Origin of the sequence: Aeromonas rivipollensis (genome assembly GCF_010974825.1) — a bacterium.
Lineage (GTDB): Bacteria > Pseudomonadota > Gammaproteobacteria > Enterobacterales > Aeromonadaceae > Aeromonas > Aeromonas rivipollensis.
The window spans coordinates 118,486-142,033 of the sequence record NZ_JAAILA010000015.1 but is presented as its reverse complement, the minus strand read 5'-3'; the positions used below and the strand labels follow the sequence as shown (position 1 = coordinate 142,033).

Annotated in this window: 22 protein-coding genes, 1 tRNA gene and 1 other annotated feature; of the genes, 14 read left to right on the top strand and 9 right to left on the bottom strand. The window is 64.8% G+C overall.

Features of this window, described 5'->3' with window-relative positions; translation table 11 throughout:
* Window positions 1-17: 17 nt before the first annotated feature.
* The 5 genes from G4923_RS11945 to G4923_RS11925 form a co-directional block, all read right to left on the bottom strand.
* A complete protein-coding gene (locus G4923_RS11945) occupies window positions 18-962 on the bottom strand; it encodes a YbgA family protein (protein WP_106886019.1) in 945 nt (314 codons plus the stop codon).
* Between the two features lie 173 nt (window positions 963-1,135).
* The gene (locus G4923_RS11940; RefSeq protein ID WP_106886018.1) at window positions 1,136-1,765 is read right to left on the bottom strand and encodes an autotransporter; all 630 of its coding nucleotides are present in this window, start codon (window positions 1,763-1,765) and stop codon (window positions 1,136-1,138) included.
* Window positions 1,766-1,947: 182 nt separating this feature from the next.
* A complete protein-coding gene (locus G4923_RS11935; protein WP_106886017.1) occupies window positions 1,948-2,502 on the bottom strand; it encodes a DUF3157 family protein in 555 nt (184 codons plus the stop codon).
* A gap of 94 nt (window positions 2,503-2,596) precedes the next feature.
* The gene (locus tag G4923_RS11930; RefSeq protein ID WP_163137168.1) at window positions 2,597-3,427 is read right to left on the bottom strand and encodes an adenine nucleotide alpha hydrolase family protein; all 831 of its coding nucleotides are present in this window, start codon (window positions 3,425-3,427) and stop codon (window positions 2,597-2,599) included.
* A 149-nt stretch (window positions 3,428-3,576) separates the two neighbouring features.
* Complete coding sequence (locus G4923_RS11925) at window positions 3,577-4,173, bottom strand: HAD family hydrolase (RefSeq protein WP_163137167.1); 597 nt, start codon at window positions 4,171-4,173, stop codon at window positions 3,577-3,579.
* Between the two features lie 164 nt (window positions 4,174-4,337).
* Window positions 4,338-4,460 (top strand) — a sequence feature (Phe leader region).
* A gap of 38 nt (window positions 4,461-4,498) precedes the next feature.
* On the opposite strand from G4923_RS11925, the gene pheA reads away from it, so the two are divergent.
* Window positions 4,499-5,671: a prephenate dehydratase gene (gene pheA, locus G4923_RS11920; RefSeq protein ID WP_111909878.1), complete on the top strand. Its 1,173-nt coding sequence runs from the start codon at window positions 4,499-4,501 to the stop codon at window positions 5,669-5,671.
* Window positions 5,672-6,068: 397 nt separating this feature from the next.
* Here pheA and G4923_RS11915 read toward each other — a convergent pair whose 3' ends face one another.
* On the bottom strand, window positions 6,069-6,494 hold the full coding sequence (locus G4923_RS11915; protein ID WP_163137166.1) for an LPP20 family lipoprotein: 426 nt from the start codon (window positions 6,492-6,494) through the stop codon (window positions 6,069-6,071).
* A 13-nt stretch (window positions 6,495-6,507) separates the two neighbouring features.
* Complete coding sequence (locus tag G4923_RS11910; protein ID WP_106886012.1) at window positions 6,508-7,128, bottom strand: FlgO family outer membrane protein; 621 nt, start codon at window positions 7,126-7,128, stop codon at window positions 6,508-6,510.
* 285 nt (window positions 7,129-7,413) lie between these two features.
* Between G4923_RS11910 and G4923_RS11905 the strand changes: the two genes are divergently transcribed.
* The 3 genes from G4923_RS11905 to ppk2 all read left to right on the top strand — a co-directional run bounded on the left by G4923_RS11905 (window position 7,414) and on the right by ppk2 (window position 9,792).
* Complete coding sequence (locus G4923_RS11905) at window positions 7,414-8,568, top strand: flagellar assembly protein FlgT (RefSeq protein ID WP_163137165.1); 1,155 nt, start codon at window positions 7,414-7,416, stop codon at window positions 8,566-8,568.
* A 50-nt stretch (window positions 8,569-8,618) separates the two neighbouring features.
* Window positions 8,619-8,695, top strand: a tRNA-Arg gene (locus tag G4923_RS11900).
* 272 nt (window positions 8,696-8,967) lie between these two features.
* On the top strand, window positions 8,968-9,792 hold the full coding sequence (gene ppk2, locus G4923_RS11895) for a polyphosphate kinase 2 (RefSeq protein WP_106887873.1): 825 nt from the start codon (window positions 8,968-8,970) through the stop codon (window positions 9,790-9,792).
* Between the two features lie 306 nt (window positions 9,793-10,098).
* On the opposite strand, the gene G4923_RS11890 is transcribed toward ppk2, so the two are convergent.
* Window positions 10,099-11,739 (bottom strand): SulP family inorganic anion transporter, encoded by a 1,641-nt coding sequence (locus tag G4923_RS11890; protein ID WP_163137164.1) that lies wholly within the window; start codon window positions 11,737-11,739, stop codon window positions 10,099-10,101.
* A 279-nt stretch (window positions 11,740-12,018) separates the two neighbouring features.
* On the opposite strand from G4923_RS11890, the gene G4923_RS11885 reads away from it, so the two are divergent.
* Together G4923_RS11885 and G4923_RS11880 are read left to right on the top strand one after the other, a co-directional pair.
* Window positions 12,019-13,080: a PQQ-dependent sugar dehydrogenase gene (locus tag G4923_RS11885; protein WP_163137163.1), complete on the top strand. Its 1,062-nt coding sequence runs from the start codon at window positions 12,019-12,021 to the stop codon at window positions 13,078-13,080.
* Window positions 13,081-13,122: 42 nt separating this feature from the next.
* Window positions 13,123-13,278: an entericidin A/B family lipoprotein gene (locus G4923_RS11880; protein ID WP_106886007.1), complete on the top strand. Its 156-nt coding sequence runs from the start codon at window positions 13,123-13,125 to the stop codon at window positions 13,276-13,278.
* 19 nt (window positions 13,279-13,297) lie between these two features.
* Here the strand turns inward: G4923_RS11880 and G4923_RS11875 are convergent, their stop codons facing one another.
* On the bottom strand, window positions 13,298-14,086 hold the full coding sequence (locus tag G4923_RS11875; RefSeq protein ID WP_106886006.1) for a DeoR/GlpR family DNA-binding transcription regulator: 789 nt from the start codon (window positions 14,084-14,086) through the stop codon (window positions 13,298-13,300).
* A gap of 255 nt (window positions 14,087-14,341) precedes the next feature.
* On the opposite strand from G4923_RS11875, the gene ltnD reads away from it, so the two are divergent.
* From ltnD to G4923_RS11835, 8 genes are all read left to right on the top strand, one after another.
* Entirely contained in the window at window positions 14,342-15,250 is a 909-nt protein-coding gene (gene ltnD, locus G4923_RS11870) for an L-threonate dehydrogenase (protein WP_163137162.1), read from the top strand.
* The gene (gene otnK / locus G4923_RS11865) at window positions 15,247-16,500 is read left to right on the top strand and encodes a 3-oxo-tetronate kinase (RefSeq protein WP_163137161.1); all 1,254 of its coding nucleotides are present in this window, start codon (window positions 15,247-15,249) and stop codon (window positions 16,498-16,500) included. Before ltnD ends, otnK begins: the two co-directional genes overlap by 4 nt.
* Window positions 16,493-17,125 (top strand): 3-oxo-tetronate 4-phosphate decarboxylase, encoded by a 633-nt coding sequence (gene otnC, locus G4923_RS11860; RefSeq protein WP_163137160.1) that lies wholly within the window; start codon window positions 16,493-16,495, stop codon window positions 17,123-17,125. Before otnK ends, otnC begins: the two co-directional genes overlap by 8 nt.
* A complete protein-coding gene (gene otnI, locus G4923_RS11855) occupies window positions 17,122-17,895 on the top strand; it encodes a 2-oxo-tetronate isomerase (protein ID WP_163137159.1) in 774 nt (257 codons plus the stop codon). Before otnC ends, otnI begins: the two co-directional genes overlap by 4 nt.
* A 45-nt stretch (window positions 17,896-17,940) precedes the next feature.
* Window positions 17,941-18,891, top strand: coding sequence for a D-erythronate dehydrogenase (denD, locus tag G4923_RS11850; protein WP_163137158.1), 951 nt, complete (start codon window positions 17,941-17,943; stop codon window positions 18,889-18,891).
* A complete protein-coding gene (locus G4923_RS11845) occupies window positions 18,888-20,393 on the top strand; it encodes a GntP family permease (RefSeq protein WP_106886001.1) in 1,506 nt (501 codons plus the stop codon). The genes denD and G4923_RS11845 overlap by 4 nt, the downstream gene beginning before the upstream one ends.
* Before the next feature lie 83 nt (window positions 20,394-20,476).
* Window positions 20,477-21,367: a DMT family transporter gene (locus tag G4923_RS11840; protein ID WP_111909866.1), complete on the top strand. Its 891-nt coding sequence runs from the start codon at window positions 20,477-20,479 to the stop codon at window positions 21,365-21,367.
* 59 nt (window positions 21,368-21,426) lie between these two features.
* A complete protein-coding gene (locus G4923_RS11835) occupies window positions 21,427-23,358 on the top strand; it encodes a methyl-accepting chemotaxis protein (protein WP_163137157.1) in 1,932 nt (643 codons plus the stop codon).
* Window positions 23,359-23,548: the final 190 nt, after the last annotated feature.

Sequence of the window (23,548 nt, the reverse complement as noted above, 5' to 3'; positions counted from 1 at the left end):
CGTAATCAGCCCAATATTCAAAGCCCGTAGCGCAGCTTGAGCGTATCGGGATGGGGATTGAGATAGACCTGCTCCGCGAGATAGGTATTGGGGTATTCCCGCAGGTAGTGGCGGATCAGGGTGAGCGGTACCAGCAGCGGGAAGATGCCGGTGCGGTACTTGTCTATGGTGTCGGCAAGCTCCTGCTTCTGGGCCGGGGTCAGCACCCGCTTGAAATAGCCCTGCAGGTGCATCAGCACATTGGTGTGGCTGCGGCGGTTTGCCCGCAGGGTCAGCGCCGCCATCAGGCCCTTGATGTAGCTGTCGGCCACCTCCTGCAGGTTGGCCTTGCCGAGGTTGCCCAGCAGCTTGCCGAGGGTGCGGTAGTGGGTGGTGGCGTGTGAGAGCACCAGATACTTGTAGCGCGAATGAAAGCGAATGAGGGCGGCGGCGGTGATCCCGCTGGCACAGAGCTGCTGCCAGTCGTGATAGGCAAAGACCCGCAGCACGAAGTTCTCCCGCAGTATGGGGTCGCACAGGCGGCCATCCTCCTCTACCGGCAGCAAGGGGTTGGCCTCCATCAAGGCCTTGGCAAAGAGACCAATTCCCTCCTTGGCGCTCCCCTCGTTGTTGGCGCCATAGATGCGCACCCGCTCCATGCCGCAGCTGGGTGACTTGGCGCAGAGGATGTAGCCGGAGAGGAAGTCGAGCTGGCGGGCTTTTTGCTCACTGAAGGCGATCAGCTTGTCGGTGACGTCGAAGCTGCCGTTGCTCGCCTCGGCCCGCACCTCCCCATGGCGCTTGACCAGGCGGATGGCGGCGCGGGGGGCGCCGAGGCCGATGGCCATCTCGGGGCAGACGGGGTGATACTCGAAGTGAGCGCCAAGATCCCGTTCGCAGAAACTGGAGCGCTTGTGGCCCCCGTCGAACCGCACTTCCTGCCCCAGCAGACAGGCACTGATACCGACCTTGATCTTGTACATGATGACGCCCCTTGTATAAGCATTGAACCAGTTATAGCAGTTATACAAAGAAATGAAAGTTGTATAACTATTACGGACCGATACGACACTAGGGGGAAAACAGGATCACCGGAAAATAAAAAAGCCCATGACCGGGGTCATGGGCAAGATGGAGGTCACGACAGACAGGGAAATCAGAAGCTGTATTTCACACCCAGGCTGGTGATGGATCCTTTCTGCAGATCCCAGTTGCGATAGGTGTAATCGGCGGTGAGTGCCAGGTTCTGGCTCACCTTGTAGGCGGCACCCGCCTTGAAGTCGTGCATGTCGTCGGTCATGTTGGCGTAGCGATAGCCGGTGGAGAGCTCGACGGCGCCGATGTCGTAGCGCAGACCCACTTCACCGTAGAGGCTGCCGCTGCTCTTGCGGGTGATGTTGTCCCAGCCGCTGTCGTTCACGTTGGAGGCGAGCTCGCGCTCCATGCTGTAGCCCATCAGACCCGCTTCACCATACAGGTTCAGGCCGGTGCTGAGGGGAGTGAAGACCCCCATCCCCAGATTGGAGATGGCCATGCTGTCATTGCCGCTGTTGCGGGAGCTGTATTCGGAACCGAAACGGCCGTAGAAGTTGGAGCCGAAGCTCTTGGAGAGATCCAGGCTCAGACCACCGAAATCGCGGTTGTTGCTGTCCTTGCCACCGACGTAGTCGGACTTGGTGTGTGCCCAGGTGGCAGCACCCTTGGCGTAGCTGAACGCATCTTGCGCCAGGACAGAGGTGGAAGAGAGGCCGGCCAGAACCAGAACAGACAGTGCGAGCTTTTGCATTTTGTTGACTCCGATTGTTGAGTTAGGCGGAACCTAACTGGAATGGAGTCATTGTGACGGGCAAGGGGGGAGGTGCCGAGCGGCAAGCTGTTGCCAAACCATGTCAGATGTAAGCAGATATTGCTGGCGGTTACCGGAGCAACACTCCATGGGGGACGGGCCTGCCCGTCCCCGCCGCCATCCTAGCGGAATTCCACTTCGTCGATCTGCACCCGCACCAGCGGCTTGCCGGTCAGATTGGCCGGACGGGCCAGCTCGATGGCCCGGGACGGACGCTGCTCGCCCTTGCGCAGATAGGATTCCGGCAGACGGTTCTCCCCGACCCAGAAGCGCACCGGCTGGGTCGAGAGCTGCACGCCCTCGGCGCTGAACAGGGTCAGGCTGCCGTTGACCCGCACCACGTTGCGGCTGCCGGTGTTGCTCACCATGAATTGCAGGCGCAGCGGATCCTCGCCCTCCACCTGGTTCAGGGTCACAGTGATGCCGTCCCGGGTCGCCTGGGCGAGCAGGTCGGGATTGGCCAGGGCCTGCTCGGTCAGCACCGGCGCCGCCACGCTCGCCGTCACCGTCTTGCCGGGGCTCGCCTCGGCGGGCTTGACCAGCAGGTATTCCCAGGTGAAATCATCGTTGAGCTGCACCTGACGGCCATCGGCCAGGGTGACCTGGGTCAGGGGCGCGGCCTGGGCCAGCATGGGGGAGAGGCAGAGGGCAAGCAGCAGTCTGGACAAGGGTTTCATGGGCAGATGACTCGATAGGGATGCAGAGGGAGCAGTATAAAGAGTCGGGCTGCCCTTGCCTATGACCCGACTCACGTTACGGGCCAGGCCGGGATCAGATGACCAGCAGCTGGGGATCTTCCCCCGATACCATGTCCAGGGTCACCAGATCGAACTGGGCGCTCTGCAGCGCCTTCTGAATGCTCGGCTGCATGTCGAACACCAGGGCCCGCATGCGCTGGGGCACCCTGACCCTGGCCAGGGTGGTGACCCTGTCCGCCAGGGTATGGAAGAAGACCTGGGCTCCGTCCAGTCCCATGTCGAACAGCATCTGCTCGGCCATGTCGACCATGCGCAGGTGACGCCGGTCCAGGGATTCGATATCGGAGAAGCGCTGGCTCAGGCAAGCCTCTCCCCCCGCCCCCCACAGGGCCAGCTGGCGCTTGTGGAAGCCATAGCGAAAGTCCCGGTTGGTCATGCCCTGCTCGGCAAAGATCCAGAGGGTATTGGCCGGCACGCTGTCAAAACGCCGCAGATACTCCCGCATCTCCTCCGCCGAGGCCGACATCAGGATAGGGGGGCCGTCATCGTGTTCGAGCTGCTGACAGAGGTAGCGCACCGGATCCGTCACCTCGGCGAGGTGGCCGAGGTGCACGCTGAAGATCATCTCGTCGGTCTTGATCACCTGATGGTCGATGCCGTAGTGCTTGCAATAGCGCTTGGCCCGGGCCACCGCCTTGCGGCTGAGGGTCGGGTTGTCCAGGGTGATGGCCCGAAAGCGGACCCCGCTGGCCCGGCACAGATCCATGCTGTAGCAGGACTCCAGTCGGCCGGAGAAGGAGACAAGCAGTTCGCCGTAACCGGCCAGGGTATTGATGAGCCTCTGTTCCCTGGCCTGAAAAAGCTGATCGTATCCCCGATTCAGCGCGACTACATTGGCATCCATAACAACGGCTCCGGATGATGAATAGGATGTTATTTTGCGATGACAAAGCTGAATAGACACTTAAAGAATGGGGACAAAGTTGTTCTTTATTCGCTCAAGATGCAAATCAGATCCCTTTTATCCGGGCCCGGCGAAGGGCCCCATCCCCCTCAGGCGGGCAAGTATCCTTGCTCGACCAGCTGCCGACGGCATCCGGGGGCGTCGGTGAACACCATGCCCTGCAGGCCGAGCGCCCGGGCCGCCGCCACATTGGCCGGGCTGTCGTCGATGAAGAAGCACTCCCCAGCCTTGAGGTCGAATGACACCAGCAGATAGCGGTAGATGTCGGGCTCGGGCTTGAGCATCCGCACCCGGGCCGACACCACCTTGCCGCTGAAGAAGCGCCAGAACTCCTGCTGCTCCAGCCAGTCTATGCTGGCATGGCCCATGTTGGAGAGGGCGTAGAGCCGGTGACCGGCACTGTGCAGCGCCTCGATAAGCGCCACCATGGCGGGATCCGGCAATAAAGAAGCGGGCACCGCCTGCAAGATGGCGAGGTTCTGTGCCGCCGGCAAACCGGTGCGATCCTCTGCCTGGCGGGCCATGGCGTGCAGGGAGAGGGTGCCCCTGTCCACCTCCAGCCAGTCGGGGTGGTTGAACAGCAGCTCCGCCAGGGCCTCGGCGCCATCCGGTCCCCGCACCGAGCGCACTATGCCAACCGGGTCCCAGCTCACCACCACCCGTCCCAGATCGAAGATAATCGCCATCCTCTCGCCTCCCCTCTCATTGACCAGAAAAACGGGACCGGTGTGGCACTCATTTGGCCATGGATCCCGACCACCTACCCTGCCCCGTTCAACGCCCCCGGGCAAGTTTTACTTGCATCGGCGTGCCAAATCCCTTAATGGTTATGACGTTACCTTCAGGACAACATCATGCACACACCATTCTTCTTTGCTTTCTCGTTTATCCGGCCCTCATAAGGGAAGGCCCTGTCGTCGCATCAACAGAAAGCAAAGACGAATCGAGCCTCCCCCAGCGGAGGCTTTTTTTTGCAGCAACCACCACAGAAGATTTGGATAGGGAACCACAATGGCTACGCTCGACGAGATCAGACAAGACATCACCCAGTTGGATCAGGAGCTGCTCGCCCTACTGGCCAAGCGCAAGACCCTCAGCATCGAGGTTGCCCGCGCCAAGCAGGCCAATCCCCGTCCCATCCGCGACACCCAGCGGGAACAGGACCTGCTGGTTGCCCTGATCCAGAAGGGGCGTGCCCTCGGGCTGGATGCCCAGTACATCACCCGCATCTACCACACCATCATCGAAGATTCCGTGCTCTCCCAGCAGGCCTATCTGCAGAGCCTGCTCAACCCCCAGCAGCAGGAGCCCATGACCAGCGTCGCCTACCTGGGCCCGCGCGGCTCTTACTCCAGCCTGGCCGCCCGCAAGTACCTGGCGCGCTACAAGGATCAGGTGATAGAGGTGAACTGCCAGAACTTCCGCGAGGTGCTGGATACCGTGGAGTCGGGGCGCGCCGCCTTCGGGGTGCTGCCCATAGAGAACACCAGCTCGGGCTCCATCAACGAGGTGTATGACGTGATGCAGCACACCACCCTCTCCATCGTCGGTGAGCTGACCTACCCCATAGAGCACTGCATCCTCACCGCAGTGCCCACCGAGCTTGGCCGCATCAAGACCTTCTACGCCCACCCCCAGGTGTTCCAGCAGTGCTCCCACTATCTGAGCAAGCTGGAAGGGGCGCGCCACGAGATCTGCGACTCCTCCTCCAGCGCCATGATGAAGGTCAAAGAGCTGGGGAGCCCGGATGCGGCCGCCATCGGCAGCGCCGCCGGCGGTGAACTCTACGGCCTGGACGTGCTGGCCGAGCAGCTCGCCAACCAGAAGGAGAACTACAGCCGCTTCATCGTAGTGGCGCGCAAGCCCATAGACGTGGCGCCCCAGATCCCGGCCAAGACCACCCTCATCATGTCCACCTCCCAGAAGCCGGGTTCCCTGGTGGAGGCGCTGCTGGTGCTGCGCAGCCACGAGATCAACATGACCAAGCTGGAATCCCGTCCGGTGCAGGGCAACCCCTGGGAGGAGATGTTCTATCTGGATGTCTCCGCCAACCTGCAGACCCCGGCCATGCAGGCCGCCCTGCTGGAGCTGACCAAGATCACCCGCTACGTCAAGGTGCTGGGCTGCTACCCGAGCGAAGACGTCAAGCCGACCGCAGTGCCGCCGGTACTGATGGGCAGCTAAGCCACCCCGAACGGCAAGAGGCGAGCATCAGGCTCGCCTCTCTCTTTTCTGCCTCCCAACCCCCGCGGGAGGCGCCACAGCCACATTTACCGCCATCGGCCACCCCAGTCCCCCCGACTAATCGTTTGATAAAACTGAACGATATACTTCCATCATTCACTCTAATTATACGACTTAGGCCGCCAACCGGGCCCCAGACTCACGCTGACGGGGCGCCACCCCTGGTCTTGCCCCCAGCCGAGCCGGCCCCCGGACAACAAAAAGGCGAGCCCATGGCTCGCCTTTGTCTGTGCTGTGATGACCGCCGGGCTCATGCCGGCGTCCGCTCGGACCCGCCCTAGAACTGACCCGCCATCAGCTGGTTCAGGTGATAGAGGATGGAGTCCTGCTTCTGGCGCTAGAACTGACCTGCCATCAGCTGGTTCAGGTGATAGAGGTTGCGGGTATCGAGCTCCAGCTCGGTGGCATAGGTGTTGCCACGGGGATAGGTCGCCACCACACGAGCACCGCGCACCATGCCGGCCACAGACACATCCAGGGAGTTGGAGGTCTGGGTCAGGTCCTTGTAGCTGCTCTGGCCGCGCACCTGCTGGCCGTTGAGCTGCTCCGCCAGCTCTCGGTAGGCATCCATCTTGGACGCCCGGATCGCCTGCAGCATCTTCTCGGACTGGGAGGGGCCGGGCTGGATGTCGATCACCGCGTAGCCCACCGCCTTGAGCACAGGGAAGTCATCTGGCTTCTCGGCCACGTCATAGTTCACCACCCGGTTGCCGCTGCACGCCGTCAGCAAGAGGGCCATCATCAGGCCAAACACGATTCTCATGGCTGTCTACTCCTCAGGGGGTCAGGTTGACCAGATGGCCGGATGCGCTCTGGCCGCCCCGCATCAGATAACCCCGGTTGACCGATGCCCGGCCAAACGAGTTGCTGGCGCCGGACAGATATTGTTGCGGGATCAGGCTCTGGGCCGTGGTCTCCACCATCTTGGTACGCAGATCGATGATCCGGGCATTGACCAGGATCCCCTGCTGATTGCGGCTGAAGGTGCCGGTCAGGATCCGGGAGATGGGCAGGCGGGCGGAGAGATCCCGGTAGTTCCGGCTCATCACGAAGTCGCCACTGGGGGTCACTTGAATGCTGCCCGTGGTCTTGAAGTCCACCACTACCTCACCGCGCCGGTTCAGCTCGTAGATGAAGCTCTCCTCGATCTGCAGACCCATCCAGTTGGTGTCTTTCAGGGTGTCGAGATCGACGAAGGAGGCGACGGCGATGGGCTCGCTCAGGGTAGTGAGCGACTTGCGCTCCATCAGCTGATCCGTCATGCGGGCCACCAGCCAGTTGAGCTCCATCCCCTTGGCCGCCTGCCGGGGATCCCCTTGATCCCGGTTGATGGGGTCGGCCGAGCCGCAGCCGGCCAGCGCCAGCGCAACCGCCAGCGCCGTGATAATTCTGTTCATGGATACCTGTTCCTGTATCTACACCTGACTTGTTATCGGTCGCAGCGGCCAACACTTGAGACGGGAATGCGCGAAGGATCACCCGATGATCCGCCAGAGGGCCTTGGGCGGCGCCAATAAAGAGGCTGGGACCGGGAAATGCGGCGAGCCACGCACTCTTTCGCCGGAACAAGGCATGGATCTTGCTTTTATTTGCGCACCCGGTGCAAACCAGGCCAGTGTCCATGAAGCCGCTCACCCGTCCCCTGGGGCGCAAGAGGGGTTCATCTATTCAAGGTGTACGTTATGAAAGTTGTGCTGCTGTCAACCCTGTTGCTGGCCAGTCTGTCGGCCCGCGCCGAGCTCATAGAGGCCCAGGGCAGTGCCGCCATTCTGGGAGGCGACGAGGTCTATGCCCGCGAGCAGGCGACCCGGGATGCGCTGCGTCAGGCCCTGCTGGCCAGCGGCGCGTCCGTCTCCAGCATCCAGCGCCTGGAGAACGGCAGCCTGCGCTCGGAGCAGATCCAGATCCGCTCCGGCGGCGACATTCGCCAGTACCGCCTCAAGCGCGAGGAGGTGCGCAACGGCCGCATGTACATCACGCTGGTGGCCGACATCCAGGCCGAGCGCCAGATCTGCCAGACCCAGCACTACGCCAAGGATTTGACGCTGGTACGGTTGCGCATGCGCTACCCGGATCAGGCGAGCACGGGCGCCCTCGACGACATGCCGGCGGACCTCTCCCGCCGCCTGTTCGAGACCCTGGCGGCGGCACCCCAGGGGGTGGTCGCCCGCCAGTGGCTGGACGAGAACCTGCGCATAGACCCGCTCCACCTGCAGCAGGGGGATCGCAGCGCCCTCGAGGAGATCAAGGCCCTGAGCCTGCGCACCGACAGCCAGTATCTGGTGCTCGGCAGCATCGACGATCTCTCCCTCGAGCCCCAGGGCAACCAGCTGACCAGCTGGTATAAGGATCCGATCCGCAACTTCCGCATGCAGCTCTACCTGTTCGACGGCATCAACGGCAGCCTGCTCGGGCGCAAGGAGTATCAGGGCCGGGCCAACTGGACCTTCTCCAGGCGGGAGCTGGTGGGCAGCAACAGCGGCCAATTCTGGCAGTCCAGCTACGGCCAGGAGGTGAGCTACCAGTTGAAGGAAGCGGCCCAGGACATCATCGCCGAGCTCGCCTGCGCCCCCGTCACCGCCCGCATCGTCGCCCAGCACGAACGGGGCCCCCACATCAGCCTGGGCCGTCGCAACGGGGTCAAGCTCGGGGATCAGTTCCGGGTCCAGCACAGCGCCGACTTTATCGATCCCTACGGCAAGTCCAGGGTGATGCGCAACCCCGCCGACGGCCTGTTCGAGGTGGTGCAGGTGTTCGAGGATGGCGCCATCATCAGCAGTCAGAACAAATATTCGCCGTTTAATGTCCAAATCGGCGATCTGGCCGTATTGGAATAGGAATCAAGGGTTTAAAAGCACAATGCTTCTTGTATAATGCCCGCCACAAGGTTCCCGTAGCTCAGCAGGATAGAGCGGTCCCCTCCTAAGGGACAGGCCACTGGTTCGACTCCAGTCGGGAACGCCATACAAAACAAGGGGTTGGTATCGCAAGATGCCAACCCCTTGATCCTTTCTGGCCTTCTCCCGACCTTCGCCACCTGCATCCATGGCGGCTGCGTCACGCCCCCTCTTCAATATTTCCCTGCCACCAACAGTCCCAGTGAGCCCCACCAACCATGATCCCGATCATCCCTGGTGCTTGCCGTGTCCGGTGGCGGCGCGCCGTCATCTACGCTTGAAGTGCGCCGTTCAGGATGACGGCCACTCCTCATCCGTTTGAGAAACAAGAAGGACATCATGGCTAGCAAAAAAAAATCCAAAGCAGAACAGCCGGTACCGGTCGCCGAGCCCAAGCCCCTTGGCAACAAGGCATACGAGAAGGAGCTGCGTCGCCTGCACGTGGAGCTGGTGAAGCTGCAGCAATGGGTGGTGCACAAGGGGCTCAAGGTCTGCATCGTCTTCGAGGGGCGCGACGGTGCCGGCAAGGGGGGCACCATCAAGGCGATCACCGAGCGGGTCAGCCCCCGGGTATTCAGGGTCATAGCGCTGCCGGCCCCCACAGAGCGGGAGAAGAGCCAGCTCTACTTCCAGCGCTATATCCCCCACCTGCCGGCGGCGGGCGAGATCATCATCTTCGATCGCAGCTGGTACAACAGGGCCGGGGTGGAGCGCGTCATGGGCTTTTGCAGCCAGGAGGCGAGCGACAAATTCCTGGCAGGGGCCCCCATGGTGGAACAGGCCATGGTCGACTCTGGCATCATATTGCTGAAGTACTGGCTGGAGGTGACGCCGGAGGAGCAGGAGCGACGGCTGCGGGATCGCATCGACGATGGGCGCAAGATCTGGAAGCTCTCCCCCATGGACATCAAGTCCTTCGATCGCTGGGATGACTACACCCGGGCGCGGGATGCCATGTTCACCGCCACCGATACCGCCTGGGCCCCCTGGTTCCTGGCCCGCTCCGAGGACAAGAAGCGGGTGCGGCTCAACATCATCTCTCACCTGCTGAGCCACATCCCTTACGAGGAGCTGCCGGCCGAGCCGGTCAAACTGCCCAAGCGCAAGATTGGCAAGGTCAAGGCCTCGGAGCACCCGTTCAGGGTGATCCCGGAACTCTTCTGATCACCGTCAAGGGGGGGCCTCTGGCTCGCCCCTTGCCCTGCTCCCTCACTCCCTGCTCTGTTGATAGTGGCAAATCGCCGCCCTGGAATTGAACAGGGCGTTGGGGAACCTCTGGCTCGCCCCTTGCTCTGCTCTCTCATTCCCTGCTCTGCTGATACTGGCGGATGGCCGCCCTGACATTGAACAGGACATTGGGGAACCTCTGGCTCGCCCCTTGCTCTGCTCCCTCACACCTTGCTCTGCTGATACTGGCGGATCGCCGCCCTGGCATTGGGGGCCTCTGGCTCGTCCCCTTGCCCTGCTCCCTCACGCCTTGCTCTGCTGATACTGGCGGATGGCAGCCCTGGCATTGAACAGCATGCGGCTCTCCCCCAGCTGGTCGGCCAGCCCGCTGCGGCGCACATTCTCGAGCACCCCGGGATTGAGCCCGGCCAGCCAGAGGCTGACGCCCCGGGCGCGCGCCTGCTGCTCCCCCTCCATCAGCATCATCAGCGCCGAGTACTCCACGTCCTGCACCCGACTCATATCCAGCACCACCACCTCGGGCTGGTGAGTCTCGATCAGTTCGCGGATCCGGGCCGCCACATGCTGCACATTGATGAAGAACAGACGCCCCTCAGGCCGCAGAATAAGCAGGCCCGGGATCGTCTCGTCATCGGGATGGCGGGCGGCCAGCGGCCTCAGAACATCCTCCCCGGGCTTGCGGCCAATTACATAGACGGGCGGCTGCGCCGTCTGGCTGGCGAGTCCCAGCAGGGAGGCCAGGATGGCGACCACTATCCCCTCCAGGGTGCCAAACAGCAGCACCCCCAGACAGGCGATGGCGGCCCAGCGAAACTCCATCATGCGAATTTGCCCTATCTTGCGAAACTCCCCCGGCTGGATGAGCCCCACCGAATAGACGATGACCACCACCGCCAGGGTGGCGCTCGGCAGCCAGGAGAGCAGCGGGGCGAGGAAGATCATGGTGGCCAGCGCCATAGCGGCGGTGACGGCGGAGGCCCACTGACTCAGGCCCCCGACGGAGCGCACCACGGCGGTCTGGGAGGTGCCGCCTCCCGCTGGCATGCTGCCACAGAAGGCGCCCCCCAGGTTGGCCAGCCCGGTGGCTACCAGCTCGCGGTTCGGATTGATCTCGGGCTCTCCCTTGCCCACGAAGGCCCGCCCTGCGGCTATGGTCTCGGTGAAGCTCATCAGCGCTATGCCCGCCGCCCCCGGCAGCAGCTGCAACACCAGAGTCAGGTCCGGCATCGTCAGGGCGGGCAAGCCGGTGGGGATGCTGCCGACTATGGCGACACCCGCCTCGTTCAGGCCAAAACCCCACACCAGGGCTATGCCTATGCCCACCCCCAGCAAGGGGGCGGGGGAATGGGGGAAGCGCCACTCCATGAACACCAGCACCACCAGGGTGACGAGGGCGACCACCAGGGTCAGCCAGGAGCTCTGGGGCAGGGCCTGACCCAGGTGGTAGAGATCCAGGAAGAAGTTCTCCTTCTGGATGTGCACCCCGAACAGCTTGGGCAGCTGATCGAGGATGATCACCAGCCCTATGCCGCTCTTGAATCCCACCAGCACCGGCAGGGAGATGAAGTTGGCCACGAAGCCGAGCCGCAGCACCGCCGCCAGCATCAGCATGGCCCCCACCAGCAGGGTCAGGGTGGCGGTCACGGTGAGCAACCGACCGGGATCCCCATCCGGCACCACCAGCCCGAGCTGGGTCGCGGTCAGGATAGCCAGCGTGCTGGTGGAGCTGACGCTGAGCACTCGGGAGGAGCCCAGCAGGGCGTAGAGCAACATGGGCACCAAGGCGGTGTAGAGACCGACGGCCACCGGCAGACCGGCCACGCTGGCATAGGCCATGGCCTTGGGCAGCACGACGGCCGCGGCAGTGACACCGGCCAGCAGATCGGACAGGGAGCGCCTTGGCGCCAGCGCGGGTGATGACATCTTATCCTCCATGAACACAGGCCCCATGGGCCCTGATGCTGCACCGGCGCTCAGGAGACCGCTGCCAACCTATGACCATGGCCGCTCGCCTGGGCGTGCGGACCATGTCTCATCACACCATCAAGTGTACGCGCACCGCCTTGCGTCGGGCTGAATGCCTTGAGCGTCGCGACAGGGAAGGCCCGCAGACAGGGCCATCTCTCTTGGCCTGTTGGCAACCCCCTATACTTCAGCGACGTTGCGCCGCCGGCCTTCCCCATTTCCAAGAGGAGATCCCCCTTGTTGCGACTGCTCGTACTGCTGCTGATCTGCCTGGTGAGCCCGCTCCGGGCGCTGACACTGACCCCCCTGGTGGAGGGGCTCAACCATCCCTGGGGGCTGGCCCTGCTGCCGGGGGGCGGCTATCTGATTGGCGAGCGCCCGGGCCGCCTGCTGCGCATCGACGCCGGGGGCGAGCGCCATCTCATCTCGGGTCTGCCCCCCATCGCCAATCAGGGTCAGGGGGGCCTGCTCGATCTCGCATTGGACCACGAGGGCTGGCTCTACCTGAGCTACAGCGAACCCGGCGACGGCGGGGCCGGCACTGCCGTGGCCCGGGCTAGGCTGCAAAAGGACGCCCTCGTCGACTGGCAACTGCTGTTTCGCCAGCAGCCCAAGGTGGCCGGCGGCGCCCACTTCGGCTCCCGTCTGGTGCTGACCGAGGACGGCTATCTCTTCATCACCCTGGGGGATCGTTACAGCGAGCGGGCGCGGGCCCAGACGCTGGACAACCACCTCGGCAAGACGGTGCGCCTGCACAAGGATGGCCGGGTGCCCGCCGACAACCCCTTCGTCAAGACGGCGGGGGCCCTGCCGGAGATCTGGAGCCTGGGCCATCGCAACATGCAGGGCGCCGCCCTGCGCCCGGTTAGCCAGCAATTCTGGGCTCACGAGCACGGCCCCCAGGGCGGGGACGAGGTCAACCTCATACTGCCAGGGCACAACTACGGCTGGCCGGTCGTGACCTTCGGCGAGGAGTACGGGGGCGGCAAGATTGGCGTGGGCCAGAGCGCACCCGGCATGACGCCGCCGCTCTGGGTCTGGGTGCCCTCCATAGCTCCCTCGGGCATGACGTTTTATCAGGGCGCCCTGTTCAAGGAGTGGCAGGGAGATCTGCTGGTCGGTGCCCTGCGCGGTCAGGCCTTGCTGCGTCTTCGCCTCGCGGGGGACAAGATCATCTCGGAGGAGCGGCTGCTGACCGATCTGGGGGAGCGGATCCGTACCATACGGGAAGGCATGGATGGCGCCCTCTATCTGCTGACGGACTCAGGCAAGGGGCGCCTGCTCAAACTGACCCCATGACATTGAGGCCGGCCCTGGACCAGGCGCCGGCGAGGAGGAAGCATGAACATGAATCGAACCCTGCTGGTGCTCTGTGCCAGCCTCTGGTTGCTGGGCTGCAACACCATACACGGGGTGGGACGGGACATAGAGAAGGCGGGCGAGGTGATCCAGGGATCCGCCAACCTGACGAGCGAGCCTCAGGCCGGCAAAGAGTGACAACCGCAGGCTGGCACAGTCACTCGACGCCGGACGCCAGGCTGGCCAGCGGTGCCATGGTCACCCTGACCCCGTGCTGGGCCAGCGCCTCACGGGCGCTCTGTGGCAACTGCTCGTCGGTGATCACCTGATCGATCGCATCCCAGCCCACCACGTTGAAGGTGCCGACCTTGCCATATTTGGACGAGTCGCAGATGAGGATGCGGCTCGCCGCCGACTCCACCACGGCCCGCTTCACCGGCACCTTCTGCTCGCTCGGGGTCGAGATCCCCTGCCCGTCCCAGGAAGAGGCGGACAGGAAGGCAACGTCCAGGTGCAGGTTGCGCAGGAAGTGGGCTGTGGCCTCCCCGGCACAGGACTGGTTCTCGCGAATGACCTGACCCCCGGTGTGATAGAGGCGGCAGCGGCCGTGCTCGATGAGGTAGGCGCAGACCATGAAGTCGTTGGTCACTATCATCAGATCTTCCCGCAGCGCCAGCTCGCGGGCCAGCTCCAGGGAGGTGGTGCCGGCGTCCAGGTAGACTGTGCTGCCCTCGGCCACCTGGTCGGCGGCCAGCCGGGCTATGGCCAGCTTGGCCCCCTGCATCAGGCTGCGCTTGGTGGCGTGGGAGGGCTCGCTCTTGATCCGCTGGGAGAGACTGACCCCGCCCGAGACGGATAGCACCCGCCCCTGCTCCTCCAGTTTCTGGATGTCGCGTCTGATGGTCATGTGGGAGACCTGCAACCACTCGGTCAGCTCCACTATGCTGACCACGCCGCGCTCTGCCAGCAGTTGCAGGATACGTTGCTGTCGCTCTACGGGAATCATCTTGGCTCGCCCCTCGGGGAAAAGAGGCGCCATTCTACCCCAGTGATCTGGTAAAAAATGATAAATAACCTCGAAGGGGCTCACAAATCACATTTATTCACATGAAAGGCATCGAAAATTGATTCAAAAGAATCTCAACCTGCTTGAATAACAAAAATTAACACCACTTAAGTTATTTTTTGTGACACCTGCCTGATATTTCACCGCCACAAGCCTCTACTATCGGCTCATCAGTCGTTATCGAGGAATCACGAGATGAGCACTTCCTATCATGTCGCCGTCATCGGCCTTGGCGCCATGGGCATGGGCGCCGCCCGCTCCTGCCTGCGAGCCGGACTCACCACCTACGGCATAGATCTCAGCGAGCAGGCCCGCAACCAGCTGCAACAGGCCGGTGCCGCCGCCGTCATGGCCGATGCCCGCCCCCTGGCCGAGACCCTGGATGCCGTGCTGCTGCTGGTGGTCAACGCCACCCAGGTGCGCCGCATCCTGCTCGGCGAAGAGGGGTTGGCCCGCCACCTGAAACCGGGCACCGCCATCATGGTCTCCTCCACCATAGCGGCCGAGGAGGCGAGCGCCCTGGCCGCCGAGCTGGCACAGCTGGGGCTGCCGATGCTGGATGCCCCTGTCTCCGGTGGCGCCATCAAGGCCGACGCGGGGGAGATGACTGTGATGGCCGCAGGCGCAGACGCCGCCTTCGACAAGCTGGCCCCTGTGCTGGATGCGGTCGCTGGCAAGGTCTACCGCGTCGGCAACGAGCCGGGCCAGGGCAGCACGGTCAAGATCATCCACCAGCTGCTGGCCGGGGTGCACATAGCGGTCGCGGCCGAGGCCATGGCGCTCGCCAGCAAGGCCGGCGTGCCGCTGGATCTCATGTATGACGTGGTCACCCATGCCGCCGGCAACTCCTGGATGTTTGAAAACCGCATGCCCCGGGTACTGACCGGCGACTACCAGGCCCGCTCCGCGGTGGACATCTTCGTCAAGGATCTCACCCTGGTGGCGGACACCGCCAAGGCGCTGCGCTTCCCGCTGCCGCTCGCGAGCACCGCCCTCAACATGTTCCTCAGCGCCAGCAACGCGGGGCACGGCCAGGAAGATGACAGCGCCGTCATCAAGACGTTCTCCGGCATCACCCTACCGGGTCAGGAGGAGCGACTATGAAACTCGGTGTCATCGCAGACGACTTCACCGGCGCCACCGACATCGCCGGCTTCCTGGTGGAGAACGGTCTCTCCACCCTGCAACTCTCCGGTGTGCCGGAGCATGACGGCGATCTGCCCCAGGTCGACGCCGTGGTGATCAGCCTCAAGAGCCGCTCCTGCCCGGCGGGCGAAGCGGTGCGCGACTCCCTGGCGGCCCTGGCCTGGCTCCAGGCCCGCGGCTGCCCGCGCATCTACCAGAAGTACTGCTCCACCTTCGACAGCACGGCGGCAGGCAACATAGGCCCTGTCACCGACGCCCTGCTGGCGGCGCTTGGCCAGGACTTCACCCTGATCTGCCCGGCCCTGCCGGTCAACGGTCGCACCGTCTATCAGGGCAACCTCTTCGTGGGGGCCCTGCCGCTCGCCGAGTCCGGCATGCGACACCACCCCATCACCCCCATGCAGGACAGCAACCTGCTCAGGCTGATGGAGGGGCAGGGTTCGGGCCGCGCCGGTCTGGTGCCGTTTGCCACCATAGACAAGGGGGCCGCCGCCATTGCAGGGGCCTTTGAGCAGCTGGCAGAGGACGGCGTGCGCTACGCCGTGGTCGACACCCTGACCGAGCAGCACCTGCTTGACATCGCCACCGCCGCCCTCCACCTGCCCCTGGTGACCGGCGGCTCCGGCCTCGCCATCGGTCTGGCCCGCCAGCTTGGGAGCGGCGATCTGCAGGGTGCCCGCGAGGCGGGTTGGCCCAGAGGCTCGCGCGCCGTGGTGCTGTCGGGCTCCTGCTCCGAGATGACCAACCGCCAGGTGACCCGCTATCGCCAGCATGCCCCTGCCCTTGCGCTGGACGTGGCACGCTGCCTCGAGGATGCCGACTACCCGGCCGAGCTGGCCCAGTGGGTACTGGACCAGCCCCTCACCCCGGCGCCGCTGGTGTACGCCACCACCAGCCCGGGGGAGCTGGCCCGCATTCAGGAGAGCCACGGCCAGCAGGCGGCCAGCGACGCCGTGGAGCACTGCTTTGCCCGCCTCGCCCAGCGGCTGCAGGGCGCCGGGGTGGACGGCTTCATCATCGCCGGCGGCGAGACCTCCAGCCGGATCACCCAGGCCCTCGGGGTCAAGGCGTTCCACATAGGCCCGCAAATCGCCCCCGGTGTGCCCTGGGTGCGGGCCATAGACGCCCCCCTCTCCCTGGCGCTCAAGTCGGGGAACTTCGGGGATGAGGATTTCTTCGACAAGGCTCAGGAGTACTTCCATGACTGAACAGGCATTGCGCGACACCATGGTGATGCTGGGGGCCTCCCTCTTCCAGCGTGGCTATGCCACCGGGGGCGCCGGCAACCTCTCTGCCCTGCTGCCGGATGGCACCCTGATCGCCACCCCCACCGGCTCCTGCCTGGGGCGTCTGAGCGCCGACAGGCTCTCTCATGTCAACCTGCAGGGGGAGCACCTGGGGGGTGATCGCCCCTCCAAGGAGGTGGCCTTCCACCTCGCCATCTACCACAACAATCCAAACTGCCGGGCCGTGGTGCACCTGCACTGCACCCACCTGACCGCCCTCTCCTGCCTGGAGGGGCTGGATCCGGCCAACGTCATCCGCCCCTTCACCCCCTACTACGTGATGCGAGTCGGCCAGTTGCCGCTCATCCCCTACTACAAGCCGGGGGATGCCCGCATCGCCGAGGAGCTGGGGCGCCGCGCCCCCGAGGGCAACGCCTTCCTGCTGGCCAACCACGGCCCCGTGGTGACGGGCAAGGATCTGGTGGATGCGGTCAACAACATGGAGGAGCTGGAGGAGACGGCGCGCCTGGTGCTGATGCTCCATGGCCAGTCCATCCGCTACCTGAGCGAACCCGAAATTGATGAATTGAGGAGGATGAAACCATGAGCAAGTTTGCCGCCAATCTCACCATGCTGTTTACCGAGCTGCCGTTCCTGGAGCGCTTCGCCGCCGCCCGCGAGGCAGGCTTCGAGGCGGTGGAGTTCCTCTTCCCCTACGAGTGGCCGGCCGCCGAGCTGGGCCGCCGCTTGCGCGAGCACGGCCTCTCTCAGGCCCTGTTCAACATGCCGCCGGGCAACTGGGGGACGGGGGAGCGCGGCATGGCCGCCATCCCGGGGCGGGAAGCAGAGTTTCGCGCCCACTTGCCAAGCGTGCGTGACTACGCCCTGGCGCTCGGCTGCACCAAGGTGCACGCCATGAGCGGCATAGTCGACCCCGCTCATAGCCTGGCGACCCACCGCCAGACCCTGGTGGACAACATCCGCTTCGCCGCCGATTTTCTCGCCGCAGATGGCATCCGGGTATTGCTCGAGCCCCTCAACGATAGAGATGTGCCCGGCTACTTCCTGGCCCACCAGCTCGACGCCCTGGCCCTGGTACAGGAGATAGACAGGCCCAACGTGGGGGTGCAGCTCGACCTCTACCACGCCCAGATCATGGACGGGGATCTCACCCGCCTCATCGGCAAGCTGGGCCAGTCCATAGGCCACGTCCAGATAGCCTCGGTGCCGGATCGCCACGAGCCGGACGAGGGGGAGCTTGCCTATCCCCACCTGTTCAAGGTGCTGGCGCAGGCTGGCTACCACGACTGGATAGGCTGCGAATACAACCCCAGAGCCGGCACCCGGGAAGGGCTGGGCTGGCTCACACAACAATAACAACGACGACACCCTACACACATGAACGAGTCTGAGGATAACGAGATGCAGATCATCATCACCGGCGGCGGTGGCTTCCTGGGCCAGAAACTGGCCCGGGCCCTGCTGCAGAGCACACAACCCTTCACCGAGCTGCTGCTGGTGGACATACAACAGCCACAGGCCCCCATGGCGGACCCCAGGGTACGTTGCCTCCAGGCCGACCTCACCGAGGCCGGGGTCGCCGAGTCCCTGATCACAGAGCGGACCGCCGTGGTCTACCACCTGGCGGCCATCGTCAGCAGCCATGCGGAGCAGGACTTCGATCTCGGCTGGAAGGTCAACCTGGACACCACCCGCACCCTGCTGGAGGCCTGCCGCCACACCAGACCCGGCATCCGTTTCATCTTCACCAGCTCGCTGGCGGTCTACGGCGGCTCCCTGCCCGCCCTGGTAGACGACGGCACGGCGCTGACCCCGACCTCCTCCTATGGCGCCCAGAAGGCCATGGGGGAGCTCTTGGTCAACGACTACAGCCGCAAGGGCTATGTGGATGGTCTGGTGCTGCGCCTGCCCACCATCTGCGTGCGGCCGGGCAAACCGAACCGCGCCGCCTCGTCGTTCGTCAGCAGTATCATCCGCGAGCCGCTGCAGGGTGAGAACGCCATCTGCCCGGTGAGCCCGGATCTGCGCCTCTGGCTCTCGAGCCCCGCCACAGTAGTAGCGAACTTCCTGCTGGCCGCCAGGCTCCCCGCCACCGGCGACTGGCGCAGCGTCAACCTGCCCGGCATCAGCGTCACCGTCGGCGAGATGCTGGAGACCCTCGCCAAGGTCGGTGGTCAGGAGGCCCGGGATCGGGTGCAGTTTGCCGCCGATCCGGCCGTCGAGCGCATAGTCGCAAGCTGGCCGGGGCGCATCGACAACCAGCGCGCCAGCGCCCTCGGCTTCGTGGCAGACAGGACGTTTGCCGACATCATCGACAGTTTCATCACCCATGACATGCAGGAGGCATCATGAGCGACATCCCTACCCCCATCATCGGCCTTGTCATCGCCGTCTTCGTACTGGTATTCCTGGTGGTCCGCACCCGGGTGCACGCCCTGATCGCCATGCTGGCGGCGGCCTGCATCGCCGGCATCACTGGCGGCATGACCATAGACAAGACCCTCACCGTCATCACCCAGGGCTTTGGCTCCACCCTCGGCAGCATCGGCATCGTCATCGGCCTCGGGGTCATGATGGGCCGCCTGCTGGAGGTGTCGGGGGCCGCAGAGCAGATCGCCTACAGCTTCATCAAGTGGCTCGGCAAGCGCCGTGAAGAGTGGGCCCTGGCCATCACCGGCTACATCGTCAGCATCCCCATCTTCGTGGATTCCGCCTTCGTCATCCTCTATCCGGTGGCCAAGGCGCTGGCAAAAAGCGGCAAGCGCTCCATCCTGACACTGGGGGTCGCCCTGGCGGGAGGCCTGGTGGTGACCCACCACACGGTGCCGCCGACCCCGGGGCCCCTCGGCGTCGCCGGTCTGTTTGGCGTGGACATAGGCGCCATGCTGCTGATGGGTATGGCCCTGGCCATCCCCTGCGTGCTCGGCATCGTCTTCTACGCCCAGTGGCTCGACAAGAAGTACCCCGAGTTCGGCGCCAAGGCAGCCCAGACCCCGGATGAGCTGCAGTCCACCTACGAGCAGTACATCAAGGAGAAGGAGGGCAAGAGCCTGCCGAGCCTGACCCTGTCGCTGCTGCCGATCCTGGTGCCCATAGTGCTGATCTTCGTCAAGGCCATTTTCACCACTCTCGCCACCCTGGAGGGGATGGGCGGCCTGATGGAGAACCCCCTGGTGCAGGGCGTCAACTTCATCGGCACCCCCATCATAGCGCTCGCCATCAGCGTGCTGCTGGCGGTCTATACGCTAGTGCCGCACATGGACAGACAGGCCACTGCCGCCCGCCTCGAAGAGGGGCTGCAATCGGCCGGCATCATACTGCTGGTGACAGGGGCTGGCGGCGCTCTGGGTGCAGTGCTCCGTGACAGCGGCGCGGGCCAGCAGCTCGCCGAGCAGATAGCCCAGCTGCCCATCTCCCCCATACTGATCCCCTTCATCGTGGCGACCCTGGTGCGCCTCATCCAGGGCTCAGGCACTGTGGCCATGGTGACGGCGGCCTCCATCTCCGCCCCCATACTGGCGCAGATCCCCGGGGTCAACATGTTGCTGGCCGCCCAGGCTGCCACCATGGGGTCGCTCTTCTTCGGCTATTTCAACGACAGCCTGTTCTGGGTGGTCAACCGCATGATGGGGATCTCGGACGTCAAGCAGCAGATGATCGTCTGGTCCATCCCCACCACCATAGCCTGGGCCATCGGCGGCACCGGTGTCGCCCTGCTGAACCTGGTGTTCGGCTCCGGCGGCACCTGGTTCGACCCAGTGCTGCCGCTGCTGGTGCTGGCGCTCATCGTCTGGTACGTCAGGGGCCAGTCCCTGACCCCGGCGGCCAGCGTAGTGCCGAGCAGGGAGTCATAACGGCGGCACGGCAACGCTGTGTGACCAGGGCCAGTCTGCTAGACTGGCCCTCTTTTTTTATTCATCTTGCAAAGGAGTGTTGGATGTCTGCTTCTTCCTGGTGGGACAAGTCCACCGGTTTTGCGCTGCTCACCATCTTGCTGTGGGCCTCGCTCGCGGCCCTCACCTCCCGGATCACCAGCGTCTCGCCCCTGGTGCTGGTAGGGCTGGTGCTCTTCTTCTGCGGCGCGGGCACACTGCCGTTCTGGCGCCAGTGGCGGGCGAGGCCCGTCACCTGGCTGGTGACCATCACAGCCCTCTTGCTCTATCACCTGCTGCTGTTCATGAGCTTTCGCCATGCCCCCGTGCTGGAGGCGAACCTCATCAACTACCTCTGGCCCCTGTGCATCATCTTGTTCACCCCATTGCTGCTGCCGGGCCACCCCTTGCGCCTGCACCATCTGCTGGCCGGGGCCCTGGGCCTCGCCGGTTCAGTGCTGGTGATGGTGGACGGCAAGCTACAACTGCAGCAGGCCCATCTGCCGGGCTACCTGCTGGCGCTCGGCGCCGCCATCGTCTGGGGCGCCTATTCAGTGCTCTCCCGCCGCCTGCCCCCCGCCCCCGCCGTGGTCACGGCGGCCGCCTGCCTGCCCGCGGGGCTCCTGGCCCTGCTGCTCGCCTGGGGGCTGGAGGGGCCGCTGCCCCTCGCCCATATCCCCCAGGGGGACTGGCTGCTCATCGCCGGGCTGGCCCTCGGTCCCATGGGGGCCGCCTTCGTCACCTGGTATCTGGCGCTGCGGGACGGGGATCCGCGCCGCATCGGGGCCCTGGCCTACCTCACCCCCTTGCTGAGCACCCTGCTGCTGGTCTGGCTCAACGGTGAGCAGCTCACCCCGCGCCACCTGCTGGCGGGAGCACTCATCATGGGCGGTGCCCTGCTCGGTTTGCTGGTGAAGACGCCCGGGAGCCGCAAAGCGGCGCAACCGCTGTCATAAAAACGCCATCTCCCCTGCTTAAGCTCACGCCCATTGCGTGCTTCAAGCAGGACTCAGATGTGAAAATTGCCCATTATGCCTCCCTCTCCTCCCTGGTACTGCTGCTGGTGGCCGGCGTTCAGGCCGCCGCCCTGTTTCACGGCTGGCAGCAGTTCAATCGAGCCGAACAGGCCCAGCGCCAGCAGGAGCGCCTGCAACAACAACTGAGCGGCCCCCTGCAGGGGGCCCTTCGCGACTACCTTGGCAGCGGCGATCCCCTGCGCCTGGCCGAGGCCCAGGGTGTGCGTCAGCAGGCGCTCGCGCTGCTGGCGCAGCTGGACGGGCAGCAAGCCGGTCCGCTGCACGCCCGGCTCGAGCAGATGGGAGCGCGCATCGAGGGGGACTACCTGGCGGCGGGCAAGCTCTCCGGCAACAGCCAGTGGCTGCTGCAAAACGCCGAGAACGAGCTGACCACCCAGGCCCGGGCGCTGCTGCGTTACGGCCAGCAGGGGGCAGATCAGGATCCGGCCAGCGCCGAAGCCTATCGCCAGGGGGCAGCCGACATACTGGCGACCCTGCCCGCCCTCGCCCACCAGCGTCAGAACTACATGGAGCAGGCCAGCGCCAAGCGCCTCGAAGGATTGCAGTTCGAGCTCGCCGCCCTGCAAAAACAGGCGGACGCGCTGGCGGCCCTGCCGAGCCTGAATCTCTTCGAGGAGGCCGCCGCCGATGAGTTCACCCTGGGAGAGCCGGTGCGCAAGGAGCTGGGGGAGCAGCCCAAAGCCGAGCTGGTCTCACTGCTCAAACGCTATCCCCAGGAGCTGGAGAGCAGCCGCAAGGCGCTGCAACAGCAGCAGTTGGCACGCCAGATGGTGCAGCAGGACATCACGCAACTGCTGCAGGCCGGTGAGCAGCTGGGGGAGCGGCTCGCCGCCGCTCGCCAGACCATGAACCGGGAGCTCGCCACCATACTCGGCTCCCTGGCGCTCTGCCTGGTGGTGGTCGCCCTGCTGTTTGCCCTGGTGCAGCGGCGCTGGCTGGTCAGGCCCCTGCTGCGACTGCGGGCGGCCTTCCTGCAGCTCGATGCCACAGGGCAGGCGCAGTTGCTGGCAACGGGGCGCGAGCGCAACGAGCTGGCCGACATAGTCGCGAGCTACAACCGCCTGATCCAGCGCCTGCAGCAGGATCAGCAGCAGAAGGCGGGCCAGCTCTCCAGCGTCTCCTCCAGCCTGCAGGAGATGGTGGAGCAGGTGCAGGAGATCCATCACAGCACCCGCACCACAGAGCAGGCGGTGGATGAGAGCGACACCATGATGCAGGAGCTCAATCAGCTCGCCAGCGAGGTGCACCAGGTCGCCGCCGAGATAGCGGAGCACGCCCAGCACAACGAGCACTCCATGAGCCAGAGCGAGCTGCTGGTGGGGGGCATGCTGGCGGCCACCGCCCAGACCGGCCTCGCCATCGACGAGAGCAGCGGCGCCCTGGCCCAGCTGACCCGCTCGGTGGAGGATGTGACCGCCATCGTCGATGTCATCGGCCACATCTCCCAGCAGACCAACCTGCTGGCGCTCAACGCCGCCATCGAGGCGGCCCGCGCCGGTGAGCAGGGACGCGGCTTCGCAGTCGTGGCCGACGAGGTGCGCCACCTCTCCGCCGACACCCAGCGCTCCCTCGGCCAGATCACCGAGATCCTGGCCAGCCTCACCCAGGCGGGGGATCAGCTCGCCACAGTGCTGACCCGCATCACGACAGAAGCCGCCGGGCAGCGCCAGCAGGCCGAGCAGTTGCGCCAGACCACCCAGACGGTGCGGGAGATGGCGCGCAGCACCGCCGTCATCGCCCTGCAGGGGGCCGACAACGCCAGGAGCCAGGAGCACAGGCTGGCCAGCTTCGCCGCCCTCATCGGCCGCATCAGCCAGCACGCCCGCCAGGGCAGCCGCCTCTCGGTACAAGTGTCGGAGCACATCCACCACCAGGCCCAGCAGATCCCCCGGATCCTGAGCCAGGCCTGAGTCACCCGCCCCTCATCAGGCCCAGCGCCCTGTACACGCCGGGCCAACCCCTTCATATGCCCTCATTCAAGTCCGCCCCCGCGCTGCCCTGCCGGATGCGGTGACCCCCTGCCATGGAGTCGGCTCGACGCCGCTCGGCCAGAGGGCGCCGCCCCGGCAGGGCGGATATCTTTTTTTGTGACACAAAATT

Excerpts from the sequence above, each read along its gene's own strand:
- ppk2 (WP_106887873.1), top strand. The coding sequence starts at position 8,968 with ATGGCTAGCAAAAAAAAATCCAAAGCAGAACAGCCGGTACCGGTCGCC.
- ltnD (WP_163137162.1), top strand. The coding sequence starts at position 14,342 with ATGAGCACTTCCTATCATGTCGCCGTCATCGGCCTTGGCGCCATGGGC.
- G4923_RS11875 (WP_106886006.1), bottom strand. The coding sequence starts at position 14,086 with ATGATTCCCGTAGAGCGACAGCAACGTATCCTGCAACTGCTGGCAGAG.
- pheA (WP_111909878.1), top strand. The coding sequence starts at position 4,499 with ATGGCTACGCTCGACGAGATCAGACAAGACATCACCCAGTTGGATCAG.
- G4923_RS11880 (WP_106886007.1), top strand. The coding sequence starts at position 13,123 with ATGAACATGAATCGAACCCTGCTGGTGCTCTGTGCCAGCCTCTGGTTG.
- G4923_RS11910 (WP_106886012.1), bottom strand. The coding sequence starts at position 7,128 with ATGAACAGAATTATCACGGCGCTGGCGGTTGCGCTGGCGCTGGCCGGC.
- G4923_RS11945 (WP_106886019.1), bottom strand. The coding sequence starts at position 962 with ATGTACAAGATCAAGGTCGGTATCAGTGCCTGTCTGCTGGGGCAGGAA.
- otnC (WP_163137160.1), top strand. The coding sequence starts at position 16,493 with ATGACTGAACAGGCATTGCGCGACACCATGGTGATGCTGGGGGCCTCC.
- G4923_RS11940 (WP_106886018.1), bottom strand. The coding sequence starts at position 1,765 with ATGCAAAAGCTCGCACTGTCTGTTCTGGTTCTGGCCGGCCTCTCTTCC.
- G4923_RS11925 (WP_163137167.1), bottom strand. The coding sequence starts at position 4,173 with ATGGCGATTATCTTCGATCTGGGACGGGTGGTGGTGAGCTGGGACCCG.
- otnI (WP_163137159.1), top strand. The coding sequence starts at position 17,122 with ATGAGCAAGTTTGCCGCCAATCTCACCATGCTGTTTACCGAGCTGCCG.
- G4923_RS11930 (WP_163137168.1), bottom strand. The coding sequence starts at position 3,427 with ATGGATGCCAATGTAGTCGCGCTGAATCGGGGATACGATCAGCTTTTT.
- denD (WP_163137158.1), top strand. The coding sequence starts at position 17,941 with ATGCAGATCATCATCACCGGCGGCGGTGGCTTCCTGGGCCAGAAACTG.
- G4923_RS11840 (WP_111909866.1), top strand. The coding sequence starts at position 20,477 with ATGTCTGCTTCTTCCTGGTGGGACAAGTCCACCGGTTTTGCGCTGCTC.
- G4923_RS11890 (WP_163137164.1), bottom strand. The coding sequence starts at position 11,739 with ATGTCATCACCCGCGCTGGCGCCAAGGCGCTCCCTGTCCGATCTGCTG.
- G4923_RS11905 (WP_163137165.1), top strand. The coding sequence starts at position 7,414 with ATGAAAGTTGTGCTGCTGTCAACCCTGTTGCTGGCCAGTCTGTCGGCC.
- G4923_RS11935 (WP_106886017.1), bottom strand. The coding sequence starts at position 2,502 with ATGAAACCCTTGTCCAGACTGCTGCTTGCCCTCTGCCTCTCCCCCATG.
- G4923_RS11845 (WP_106886001.1), top strand. The coding sequence starts at position 18,888 with ATGAGCGACATCCCTACCCCCATCATCGGCCTTGTCATCGCCGTCTTC.
- G4923_RS11915 (WP_163137166.1), bottom strand. The coding sequence starts at position 6,494 with ATGAGAATCGTGTTTGGCCTGATGATGGCCCTCTTGCTGACGGCGTGC.
- otnK (WP_163137161.1), top strand. The coding sequence starts at position 15,247 with ATGAAACTCGGTGTCATCGCAGACGACTTCACCGGCGCCACCGACATC.